General features: G+C 40.1%; 12 protein-coding genes and 1 tRNA gene. 5 read left to right on the plus strand and 8 right to left on the minus strand.

Translation table 11 applies throughout. The annotated features are described in order from the left end of the window. The first annotated feature begins 81 nt into the window (after positions 1 to 81). Positions 82 to 1,401 carry a YjiH family protein gene (locus ACQKCG_RS06370; RefSeq protein ID WP_427585297.1) on the plus strand — a complete coding sequence of 440 codons (1,320 nt, stop codon included), beginning with the start codon at positions 82 to 84 and terminating at the stop codon, positions 1,399 to 1,401. A gap of 65 nt (positions 1,402 to 1,466) precedes the next feature. On the opposite strand, the gene ACQKCG_RS06375 is transcribed toward ACQKCG_RS06370, so the two are convergent. The 6 genes from ACQKCG_RS06375 to ACQKCG_RS06400 all read right to left on the minus strand — a co-directional run bounded on the left by ACQKCG_RS06375 (position 1,467) and on the right by ACQKCG_RS06400 (position 6,638). Continuing rightward, entirely contained in the window at positions 1,467 to 1,727 is a 261-nt protein-coding gene (locus ACQKCG_RS06375) for a helix-turn-helix transcriptional regulator (protein WP_075106473.1), read from the minus strand. A 165-nt stretch (positions 1,728 to 1,892) separates the two neighbouring features. Next, positions 1,893 to 2,804: a hydrolase or metal-binding protein gene (locus tag ACQKCG_RS06380; RefSeq protein ID WP_427585299.1), complete on the minus strand. Its 912-nt coding sequence runs from the start codon at positions 2,802 to 2,804 to the stop codon at positions 1,893 to 1,895. A 132-nt stretch (positions 2,805 to 2,936) separates the two neighbouring features. Beyond that, complete coding sequence (locus tag ACQKCG_RS06385; RefSeq protein WP_427585288.1) at positions 2,937 to 4,091, minus strand: YqaJ viral recombinase family protein; 1,155 nt, start codon at positions 4,089 to 4,091, stop codon at positions 2,937 to 2,939. 117 nt (positions 4,092 to 4,208) lie between these two features. After that, positions 4,209 to 5,204, minus strand: a complete 996-nt coding sequence (locus ACQKCG_RS06390) for a DUF932 domain-containing protein (RefSeq protein ID WP_427585289.1) — start codon at positions 5,202 to 5,204, stop codon at positions 4,209 to 4,211. 68 nt (positions 5,205 to 5,272) lie between these two features. Next, entirely contained in the window at positions 5,273 to 5,560 is a 288-nt protein-coding gene (locus ACQKCG_RS06395) for a hypothetical protein (protein WP_427585291.1), read from the minus strand. 166 nt (positions 5,561 to 5,726) lie between these two features. Then, complete coding sequence (locus ACQKCG_RS06400; RefSeq protein ID WP_427585292.1) at positions 5,727 to 6,638, minus strand: YagK/YfjJ domain-containing protein; 912 nt, start codon at positions 6,636 to 6,638, stop codon at positions 5,727 to 5,729. 456 nt (positions 6,639 to 7,094) lie between these two features. Between ACQKCG_RS06400 and ACQKCG_RS06405 the strand changes: the two genes are divergently transcribed. Continuing rightward, positions 7,095 to 8,021: a hypothetical protein gene (locus ACQKCG_RS06405; protein ID WP_427585293.1), complete on the plus strand. Its 927-nt coding sequence runs from the start codon at positions 7,095 to 7,097 to the stop codon at positions 8,019 to 8,021. On the opposite strand, the gene ACQKCG_RS06410 is transcribed toward ACQKCG_RS06405, so the two are convergent. Then, the gene (locus ACQKCG_RS06410; protein WP_427585294.1) at positions 8,018 to 9,379 is read right to left on the minus strand and encodes a tyrosine-type recombinase/integrase; all 1,362 of its coding nucleotides are present in this window, start codon (positions 9,377 to 9,379) and stop codon (positions 8,018 to 8,020) included. The genes ACQKCG_RS06405 and ACQKCG_RS06410 overlap by 4 nt on opposite strands. 283 nt (positions 9,380 to 9,662) lie before the next feature. Then, positions 9,663 to 9,753 (minus strand) — tRNA-Ser (locus ACQKCG_RS06415). A gap of 177 nt (positions 9,754 to 9,930) precedes the next feature. Here ACQKCG_RS06415 and ACQKCG_RS06420 point away from each other — a divergent pair. The 3 genes from ACQKCG_RS06420 (at position 9,931) to ACQKCG_RS06430 (ending at position 11,755) form a co-directional block, all read left to right on the plus strand. Then, positions 9,931 to 10,776 carry a DNA/RNA non-specific endonuclease gene (locus ACQKCG_RS06420; protein ID WP_198551546.1) on the plus strand — a complete coding sequence of 282 codons (846 nt, stop codon included), beginning with the start codon at positions 9,931 to 9,933 and terminating at the stop codon, positions 10,774 to 10,776. A gap of 70 nt (positions 10,777 to 10,846) precedes the next feature. Next, complete coding sequence (locus ACQKCG_RS06425) at positions 10,847 to 11,110, plus strand: hypothetical protein (protein ID WP_101205966.1); 264 nt, start codon at positions 10,847 to 10,849, stop codon at positions 11,108 to 11,110. 261 nt (positions 11,111 to 11,371) lie between these two features. Continuing rightward, positions 11,372 to 11,755, plus strand: a complete 384-nt coding sequence (locus ACQKCG_RS06430) for a DUF2147 domain-containing protein (RefSeq protein WP_101205965.1) — start codon at positions 11,372 to 11,374, stop codon at positions 11,753 to 11,755. Positions 11,756 to 11,935: the final 180 nt, after the last annotated feature.

Consider the following 11,935-nt stretch of genomic DNA (forward strand, 5'->3'; position numbering starts at 1 on the left):
CGAAATTAGACACTAGTTACTATTAAGTTACAGAGCTAGTGTTTGATTTATTTATTTCAACTTATCTAGGAGAGATATGTGATGGAAGGCAATCGATCTAAATTGGTATCTTCACTATCAGTGTTTCGATTTTTCTTGTATTCGTTACTAGGCATTTTTATATTCTTTGTACCTATTAAGATTGGTGAGGTTTCTTCGATACCTTTGGATCATATGGCTACTTGGTTAAGTAGTAACTTTCCAACAGGGATAACTTTTTTCATCCTATTACTCATTGTTGCTGGTAGTGTTTATCCATTTATTAATAAATCATGGAATAAAAGTACCTTTCATATCGTGTTTACCATGCTAAAGATACTAGGTACTTTCTTTGCACTTTTGGTTTATTTTGAACAGGGACCAGAGTGGTTCCTTAACCCTCACATTGCCCCTTATGTATTTAATTATTTGGTAATCCCTGTAGGAGTAATGGTTCCTTTAGGTGGTGCATTTTTAGGGCTGCTTACAGGCTACGGATTGCTTGAGTTTATGGGCGTTATTGCTAAACCTATTATGAAGCCTATTTGGAATACACCAGGTCGCTCTGCAGTTAATGCTTTAGCATCTTTTGTAGCCAGTTTTGCTGTTGGTTTGTTAATTACAAATCGTGAATATCGTGAAAAGAAATTCACCAAACGTCAAGCTGCTATTGTAGCAACCGGTTTTTCCACTGTGACTGTAGCTTTTATGATTGTCGTTGCTAAAACGCTTGATTTAATGGAAAGCTGGAACCTGTATTTTTGGACGACGCTTTTTGTTACTTTCTTAGTCACCGCTATAACAGTACGTATCTACCCTTTGCGTAACATGCCTGAAGAGTATATTGACGGTACCCCTATTCATTCAGAAAATGAGCATGAATATAGTGGGTCTAGAGTAAGCCATGCCTTTAAGGAAGGTATGCAAGCAGCTGGCAAAGCTGATAATATATTTAAAAATATATTGGTAAATACAAAAGATGGATTGTTGATGACGATGAGCATTCTGCCAACCATTTTATCTATTGGCATTGTCGCTCTTATATTAGCAGAATATACATTGTTGTTTGATATCCTAGCGTATGTTTTCTATCCATTTACTTATCTATTGCAGCTACCTGATCCAATGCTAGCCGCAAAAGCAGCTGCTCTTGGTATTACTGAAATGTTTTTGCCCCCATTGTTGGTCGTTGAAGCAGACATAATTACCAAATTTGTGATTGCAGTTGTTTGCGTATCGTCTATTATTTTCTTTTCTGCTAGTGTGCCAAGTATCTTATCTACAGATATACCTATTAAAGTTAGAGACCTCGTTATTATATGGTTTGAAAGGACATTACTGAGCTTAATAATAGTTACTCCAATTGCTTTTATATTGTTCTAAAAATTTCATACTCTCAATTATTTAATAAATAAGCCACTTCGAGTGGCTTATTTTCATATCACTGCTTAATAAGTTCTCGCAGCTATTTTGAATTCTAACCATTCTGCAATCTCACTCTCAACCCATGCTACACGTCCCCTTGATAATTTCACTTGAACAGGGAATGTTGGATCGTAACGATCAGATTTTTTATTGACCATCTCATAAATCGTAGTACTACTAAGCGCTGTATAATGCATTACTTGCTTGAGCGGTATCATGCGAGGTATCTGTAAAGCGCTAGCTGTTGATACGTTTTGTTGTGTGTTCGCATTTAACTGTTCCATGAATATCTCCTTTGTAAGTTAATGAGAATCTTTCTTCTCATACAGTTACGGAGTCCCATATTTTTTTACGGCATCCCATGTAGTCCAATGATTGGCCAGATATGCAACATAAAAAGGAGCTGAATAATCAACTCCTTTCTTATGCCGTCTATCCTTACCACTGTTTTAACTTATAGCTGTCACACTCTCCCTTAGACTTCTTTCAATATTACCGACATTGTAGGGAGCAACACTATTTTTCGACTCTCCTTGAGGACTGCTATTGGCCTCATCTGTCTCTACTGGATAAAACTCTTCAGCCACATCCATCAGACCATCGCTATCAATCTCAAAGCAGGAATTTACGTAACCTTGTTTGGCTGCTTCCTCTAATGCTGCTTGATCAAAGCCGTGTTCGCTAAGCTCTTGATCAATTGCCTGTGCATCTTGTACCGCTTGCTTTAGTGTCACGTCATCACGTAACGTCAAATCCACGAAGTAGATTGGCGTACGATAGCTTTGGGTTGTGCTTTTACCTCGGAGTGTGAGTTGCAATGGCAAACACGACAGCTTATTGCCGGATACTGCTGCAAAGTAGCTAAGACGTGCGGCTAAAGTGCGAATACTATTAAAGCCAGTCGTCCGAAAGATAAATGTACCGAGCTCATCGTCTTCAGACAGATTCACGTACAGTCTGCCATACGGCTTACAAGCACCGCCTTGCGCTAAGGGGCAGCGATCAGGTGATGGGCAAGGAAGCTGCTCGACACCATTATTGGTTCTGCGCTGACATTTCTCACCGTCACCCACGCATAGTGGACGACCTGTTTGTCTATCGAACAGCGTGTATTCTGCGCGTAAATTCAACTCAGGATCATTAAACAGCATGCGTACTGGTATTTGTCTGAGCTTACCGTCATTCTTTTCGCGTAGCTTTGCATCGAGTGGATGGTTGACCCAACCATCCTTGTTTTGAACTTGACTGGTGATAGTGAATTGATCGTCTTTGGCAGGTAGACGTTTGCCATCTTTTTCAATGACACGGCCGATGCTGATGCGACCTAGAACTGGTGGAGTAATGGTTAGACCTTTAATCATGATGAAATTCCTTGTGTTTAATAGATTTTGTTTGGCCATAAAAAAGCCCACCTGTGATAGGTGGGCCTTATGTGCTTGCTTGATTCGCTTTAACTGGTTGATTGCTGCGTTGATGATTAAGTGACTGATGGCTTAGTCATTAAGAATGACAAAGCGTCTACTACCTTGCTTGGTTTTACTAAACTGTATGAGCAATTCAGGATGCGCTTTGATAACCGCTTTGCTATCAAGACCGACACTGTCTTTCGAGCGCTTCCATGAAATAGCCCCTTTATCAAACACGGCAACCTCATTGTCTTTGATAAGCGTTTGCAGCTGATGCTTCACTTGATCATGACGCTGCTCGATATCTTCTATGGATGCGCGGTAGCTTAAGAGTTGTTCAAACAACTTGTTAGCCCCGTCATCGCCTCTTAGATCAACCTTGCTTAATGGCTTAGGCTTTGGATAAAGCAGTTTTAGTGCTCGTGCTGCGGATTCAGAATGATCCGGAGTGGGCGGTGTATCGTTTTCTACATATTGCCAGAATAGACGCTCGTGCTCAGTGATCGATTCAATCAAACGCTCGTCACGCTCAACCTTATAAATCTTGGCCTCGTGACCACAAAGTAGCACGCAGATATGGGCAGCTTGTTTACCTGTGACCGCTAGTTGATGCTGAACTTGGCAGGTGACGTACAACGGTACGCCATCACGCCACAGCTTAGCCCCGTGTTCACCAGCAGTTTTGCACTCTAAAATCTGCACCTCATCATTGCCTGTAATGGCATAGTCCAAATTGGCCAGCATAAAGGCTTTATTAGGATCAGGATGCTGCAAGACGGCATTGACACGCCTAACCTTATTACCTGTATGCTCTTGGTAGTATTTCGCCACCATTGGCTCTAAGGTATGGCCCCAGTAGAGTGGTGAATAGCATTCAATGCCGTTATTACCACTGGCATCAATGTTTGAGCTCATGCGTCCTGTTTTGATCATCCATAATTCCAGCATGGACAGATACGGATGGATACCGCAGGCAGCGGCAGCGTCACTACTACCAATACCTTGTCTGCGTACCTCAAGCCAGTCTTCACGGCTTAGTTTTTTGGTATTGACCAAACGCTTAGCGATGGTTGATGTCTTTGCTTGAACAGGTTTGCTAATAACTTCATTTCGCTTTAGCGTAACTTCTGCTGAATTGTCCTTGATTTTAGACTTAGCGGTTCGAGATGCCTTACCTGTCATGGTTGAACGTTTGGGTTTTAACTGAGTCGTGGTGGTATGGTTTACTGCGATCAGGTTCATGGTGAACTCCTTTAGTAGATTTATTCTTGGTGATCTGTATCTGTAAATGTGCCTTGCTTAATTGACGGCATAAAAAAACCACGCGCAAAGGCGTGGTTAATTCGTTAGACAGAGTAGCTAGGCAATCAAGCGTAGCGCTTCATCGAGGCTTTTGTCCTTGAGCTTAGCACCAGCCCCAAACCAGGCGGAATCCAATCGATGATCTTGCGACATGGCGCGGCGTTCATGATCAACAAATTCTGTCATCGCATTTAATAACCCATAAGCCGTGTCTTTAGCTGATGCCAAATCTGCACCGCGACCTTGACCGTTAAACATGTTCATCACCTGATTCATGGCTTTCGCATTAGGGACCGCATCTTTTTCCTTCTTTGCCGTATTAAACAGGATCAAGCCATCGTCTTTGACATCGTTAAACACACGGTTTAAGTAGTTAGCCGCTTCTGCTTGCGTGACGCGCCTATTGGTTAACTGCTTCATCTCATAGTTAAACGCATCCCACTGGCTGACGGAGATGCCCAATTGCTGCTTGACCTTTTCGGCATCAAAGGTCGTGCTATGCGGTACTTTCACCACACCGCCACTACCGTTCGCAAGGCTGATCGCTAAGGTGTTATTACACACCACGCGAATATTGGTGAACTGTGCTGTGGTGGCAAGCGTACCATCACAAGCGGTTGCTAGTAGCAAATAGCCATGACTGACATCACCGCCACGTAGTGTCGCGGATTGTCCCGTACGTGCGAGTGCCCAGAACTTACGTCCACCTTTTAACACCCCTGCGGTTTCCAGCTCAAAGTCAGCTTGTTCAGTCAGGTCACGATAAAACTCCAATATCTCATTGGGTTGTACTTCTTGATAGCGCTGACTAACTACCGATAGTGGCTCTAAGGTGTCACTGCGATACAACACCTTGTTATTGTCATAAGGCATGATTAGGTTTTGGCCTTTATCGTTGGTTGCCATGTAGCTCACATCCGATGATTCAATACGCCAATTCATCCCAGCCTCACGTGCCCAGACCTCAATAGGCTGCTTGGGGGAAAGCTCGTTGCCAAGACCATGCCAAGGGGTTTCGCCAACGTATGCCATGCTTTCGATTAAATGTGCCATGTTGATGCTCCTTTTAAGATTGATTGTTTAAACGCTTTGATAATTGATTGAGTAAATAAATGAGGACGTCAGATACTAAAGGTATGCTGACAGGTACTGCATAGATAGCGCGGCAGGATAGTCGCTCTGAGTAGTGGCGGCTGCATCAGCCGTTGCTGTGCCAGATTGATCACGGTGGCAAGTGCGCCACCTGCAACCATCCCGATCATGGGGTTGATCTTGTAGTACTTGCAGACGCTAGTACCAAGACTGACTAAGAGCTTAGGTGAGCACAGATGCTCCGACATGCTTTGCATATTGGTATCCGTATTCTCTATAACGTGTGCTGAATGACAGTTGGGGCAGATAGGTTTCATAGGATCTCCTTGATAGTGGCGCATAAAAAAGGCCTGCTATAAGCAGACCTTGATTAGACGTTTAGGGGTAGATGGATAAGGTAGCGATGGCTCCTTATCTCATCTCATGGCGATACTGTATATCTGAAATTATTTTGATATTTAAGCAAGCCAAAGCGTTTATTCTCTATTTTTCCTTAAATTCACCATGTCCAAATGTTTGCATCTTAGGCAACCACACTTTGAGCTTTTGATCGTATTTATCAGACTTTGTTAAGTACCTTGCTACAGTAAAAGCGTTCTCTACCTCCTGAGGACTATCACGATGTATTCTACCAACACCTAGCTTTCCATCTTTTTCAAAACTATATTTGGTCTTAGTGTCGTGAGAACTATGATAAGTACCGATGCCCTCTGTGACTTCTTGCCACTTCTCACCTATCGTTTTAGCGATATGCCAGTCAGAATATCTTTTTGAATTATCATAAGTTAAGACTAAATGGCAGTGGAAACCGCCATATTTATAGCCCTGCTCTAATGCCCATGCATAACCAGTTAGGTGTTTAAAACAAGCGTTTTTCTTGCTGATAAGTTTTCTGAGATTTTTCATGTGATTATAAAAATCGTGAATAGTCAGATTATATCGTTGGTTTTTCAAATACTTTAGCTCAATGAAAATAACTAACACTCTTGATTTATTCTCAATCAGATTTTTAAAGTAACACTCCAAAACTTTTTGATTTTGAGATTCTTGGTAACGCCAATCATAAAGCTCTCTCATAATACTATCTTTATACTCTAATAACTTTGTAATGATTTTTTGACTTCTCTCATAGTCCCAAATAACATCACAAGGATACGAAGCACCAATTAAAGTAATGGTACTGTTCATAAATGCGTTAATAGCTTGTGAGTAATTTACAGAGTCTTGTGAGTAAGTCAAAGCATCTTGAGAGTAATGCATAAACATAAATGGTCGATATAACTCGTTCAATTGATCTTGAAAGCGTTTACCTCTAAGATTTTTAAATAATACGTTTTTGACCAGTTTATCAACATCATTGGTAAGTTTGGATTGATTATAAGTTAAATGTGACATGATTTTCCTTATGAGTTTATTGATTCATAGGGTTACGCACATTCGTAATTTTATAATGCAGATAGCTAAGAGAGTAACTCTTAGCTTAGTAGTACTTACAAGTATATTGATAGTATATTGATAGTATATTGATAAGTATATTGATACTCTAATACCAACTTATTGCATCTCAGTAAAATCCACATATCTCTAGCATAAACACATAGTTTGCTTAAAAATCACTTCATATTTTTCTCAATAAACTAAGAGTATGATGGGGGATAGTTACCTGAGAACTCAGATTGTAGCAATAACTAGACTAATCTAGGGGTTGGAGTATTGAAATAGAAGACTTGAGGTTAATATTCGATATGAAAATATCACTAAAATATTGCTTAAATAACACTTTAAATCTACAATATTATTACTATTTACTAATGAAAATATCACGCGTGATAAAATAAAAATGGTGGAATAATGTCGAATATTAACGTAGGTCATGCATCAAATGTAATACATGAAAATAAGAAATACTTTGATGAAAACATCAGATGTTTGTCAGAAAGAGAGGTGGCTTGGTTACAACTTTATCTTGCCGATAAGATAGGTAAAGTTTCTTTTCTGAGTACTAGATCAAATAACTTACACGAAGAACTAATAACCCAGTTAGCAAAATTAGAAAATTTTAAAGAAGTTACATATGAAGCTTGTATGAAAATGTCACATGTCTTATTGCCTAATAAGCATTTTCAGTTGATCGAGGAGAACTTGAGAGCTCAGGTATTTACTTTAAAAATCCTTATTAATGAATATGACTATGATATAGAAATTGTAGACACTAAAGATATTATTAAAAGTATTTATTATTATTTTGACAGGCAGGAGAATAGGTCTACAGTGGAAAATAAAATATTTTTAATAAAAAATATAATTTCAATCTATAAAGAAGTTATTTCAAATGAAAATTATACTAAATGGTTAAGTAACCATGGACAAGAAATACTATTTTGGGTATTTAATTATTTAAATCGTAGAAATATAATGGCAAACGTGAACAACAATATAGATTCAGATGAGGAATTAAAAGCCACAATATTGGCTTCTTTAGATCTTATTGATTACCCTAGCTATACTAAAATAAAAAATACTAATTATTCTTATAGTACTAGTGCAAATAAAGAAATTATAATCGATAAAATGAAACGAGGTTGGAGCCAACAGAAGTATCGCAATGCAGGTAAGACAAAAAAGCCATATCACCTACCATTGACGAAAAAAACCAAAAGTAGGTTAGAGAAGATGGCGCAGGTACAAGGGCTGTCAGAGACAGCCATGCTTGATATACTAATTAATCGGTTTTACGAAATGGAGTATGTAGATGTCAATGGTAAGGATTTATACTAATGCTTATCGACATAGCTTTGTAACTCATCTATAGTAATTCCTTGGCTCAACAATGCCTTAATGAGGTCGTGCTTATCAGTGTGTTGTAATGGTTCAGGCTGCTTACTTTCTAACGACTTTTCGATCTGCTGCCGCGCTGTCTGGAAGTCTACGACTTCGCCTTTGTCTCTAAGCAGATCTAAAAAGTCTGCCCAGACCTGCATAATCTTACGGCGCTCTTCTAAGTGCTGTGCGTGGTTATACACTGCGCGAATGCTACTTTTCTTATCATGCGCCATCTGCTTTTCGATCGCATCGCCCATGTAGCCGAGCTCGTTCAAATTGGTTGAAGCGATGTGGCGAAAGCCGTGTCCTGTCTGTTTACCAGCATATCCTAGTATATCTAGCGCGTTATTGATGAATTCTTCGCTGTACGGCTGATGCATGCCCGTGTGATAGAAAACATATTCATATTCCCCTGTGATGGCTTTCATTTCTTCTAGCACTGCGAGCATTTGGTCTGATAGTGGTACGACATGCTTACGCGCAATTTTGAGATTGTCGATATCAACACGCCATAAACGGTTAGCAAAATCAATGTGTGACCATTTCATCATACGCAGCTCAATGGTGCGACAAAATGAATAGGCTAAGAATTTCATACCTAATCTAGTTTGGTCGTGACCATGATAACCCTCGATAGCTTGTAGTAGGCCAGGCAGCTCACTGATATCGACATGCTTCATGTGCTGACTTTTGGCTTTAGGATAGAGTTCCTTTAGATCATCGATTGGGTTTTGCTCAATGATACGTTCGCGTTTGGCACGCTTTAAAACATTAGCAACCAAATCAATAGTGCGTCTGGTAACCTCACGTGGTGGTTCACCATTCTTGTTCACACGCTTTTCGATCTCGTCTGCCATTGATCGGCAGTCTTCAAAGCTTACATCTTTTAAAGCGATGCCTTCAAAATGTGATAACACATCTTTATGCATACGGTTATAGTCTTGCTGATAAGTACGCGGCTTGACGTTACGTTGTCGTTCAGCAAGCCAGTCTAGCGCATAGTCATTAAATTTTTGCGCATGAATATTGGCAAGCTTATCTTGCCGTTTTTTATTTTTTGGATCAATACCGTTAGCCAATAATGCTTTGATCTCGGTATTGGCTTGTCTGGCCTGAGATAGCGACATGAGTGGGTAGGTACCAAGAGTCATACTTTTTTGTTTACCATTAAAGCGATAAACGCTTATCCATGATTTTGTACCCGTGCTACGCACAAAAAGCTGTAATCCATACTTGTCAGTATACTTGTCAGGCCGCAAAGGTACGCACTTCTCACTTGGTTTAAGCTTACGAATTTTGGTATCACTTAACATGTTGGTCTATTCCTCATACCTACGAGCTATACATTCAAAGCGTTAAGACAATTATGTTGGTCTAAGGCGTATAAATCTAGATCGAATGTTGGTCTAATTACGGTCTATATGAATAATAGACCAACGAATAGACCAACACAAGCGACGTGATAGGTGGGTCACGTTGGGTGGGGTTGGGAAAATAGCAGACATAAAAAAAACGCTAGACGCGTTATTTATAAAGGGTTTAATTGGTATATGAGTGGAATTGGGTCAAGGTGGGAAAACTAAGATTTTATAAGATTGGCGGTGAAGGAGGGATTCGAACCCTCGATACGCTATGAACGTATACACACTTTCCAGGCGTGCGGTTTCAGCCACTCACCCACTTCACCGTTTTTTGAACGCCTAAGTATAGCGGATACCATTTAGAATGTCACGACTTGCGCGCTATCTTTCTTTATTGGCAAGCGCCTGCTAGGATAGCAAGTATGTAACGGCAAGTATAAATGGTTGAAAGTTGAATGATAAGTTTTAGCAGGATCAAGTACGGATGTAAGAATAGTGCACTGATGGCAGTATTGCTTGTCGCGACGGGTATTACCCAAGCACACGCTGATGATTTGACCCAGTGTAGCCAGTCTTTTTATGGGGGTGTTTATCCTGAATTTACCAATACCAAGCTAAAAAAAGACACACAAGCGCTATGCATGGATGGCTTTGCGGTCATGTACTCGGGGGTATCGCGTACACCGCTTTGGTCAGCAGAGCATCTCGATCGCACACGTCTACAACAAGCTAAGCAGATCGATCGTGAAGATAGCTTTCACGAAGAGAGTAAACTGCCAAAGTCAGCACGAGCCTCATTATCCGATTATTCAGGCTCTGGCTATGATCGAGGTCATTTGGCACCCAATGCCAATATGGCCAATCGCAGCCAGCAGTATGATAGCTTTAGTTTAGCCAATATTGCTCCGCAGTCACCACGTAACAATCGCTACATTTGGCGTAATATTGAATCTGCCACTCGGTATTTAACGCAGCAATACGGTGAGGTGTATACCATCACGGGTGTGGCATTTACTGATAAAAAAACCAAGCAGCTCGCTAACCGTGTCCTTGTGCCTAGCCATTTCTTCAAAGCGGTATATATCCCAGCAACCAATCAAGCAGGCGTGTATTACGCCCCAAATGATGAGTCAGAACGCATCGACGTAATTAGTATCGATGAGCTGACCACTGAGATTGGCATTGATGTATTACCTATGCTAGATAGTCAGTCCAAATCTCAAGCGTTTGATTTACCATTGAAGGCAGGTGAGAGCTCAGATACCCCCGAGGTGCCAGTAGAAGAGCCTGAGTGGATACTGTTTGTCTGGGCTATTTTAGAATGGTTGATTGCACAATTACAGGCTTAAGCTGAAAGTAAGACCCTAAAACCGCCTCATTCTGAAAAAATACAATGTTACTGATAATAAGGATAATCAAATGATTGAGCCATTCGCCAACGACCATCAAAGCATGCAGATTGGTGATCTTGTCATTGAAAATCAAAAAGACAAGATTATTATATATGGTGATATTGATCTCACTTTTGATGAGTTAGGATATAAGCAAGCCCAACAGTTGCATGAGCTATCGGGAAAAATCGTACAAGCATTTGAAGATAAAAATCTATATAGCAAGAATGATGCTAAGTCAAAGGAAAATGATGACCAATTAGATAAAGATATCGACAATCCTTTTCTGTAACTCTTTGATATGGTTTTATTTTTATAGAAATAAGAAACTGTAAAAAAATTACTAGGCAAAACCTAAAAATTGCTTATAATGAGTTAAGACATCGCTTGTGTCGCTTGAATCTTTAACCAAAAGCTTATAAGTTGTAATGGTAACTATCATTTAAAAAGGTCGAAATCATAAAGCTCGTAATGAAAGATTCTAGCAAAGGATAAGCATAGGACAACAGAAACATAACGTTTCGAGTAATCATTGTATGAAGGGAGTCAATCTATGAAATTATTTACAAAGACCACTTTAGCAGTTGCTGGTATTGGTATTGCTAGCATGGCATTCGCCGCTGACCCATTAGCCAACACTACTTGGCAGACATATGATGAAGGCAAGCCAAAAGGTACGGTAAAGATCACTGAGTCAAATGGTGTGTTGACCGGTACTCTTATTGCTACTAACTCAGCTAAAGGCAAAAAGCACGTTGGTACGACCATTATTAAAGGTCTAAAAGCTGACGGTGGTGGTAAATATAGTGGTGGTACGATTACTGACCCTGAAAAAGGCAAAGACTATCGTATGACTGCAAGCTTAAGCGGCAACACATTGAAGCTAAAAGGCTATATCGGACCATTCTCTCGTAGCCAAGAGTGGAAAAAGAAATAAACTAAAAAATTAGTTTTAGTGTAATACATAAAAATCCCGCGTTACCGAAAGGTCTCGCGGGATTTTTTACGTTTTAGATTTAAGCTTATGGCTTCAACAGGGGAGAACTTTAAACACTAAAATTATAAACGCCGATACTACAGTGGGTAGTATCAGCGCATTTAACATCAATCTTTAGCT

Origin of the sequence: Psychrobacter sp. NPDC078929 (assembly GCF_050267985.1) — a bacterium.
GTDB lineage: Bacteria > Pseudomonadota > Gammaproteobacteria > Pseudomonadales > Moraxellaceae > Psychrobacter.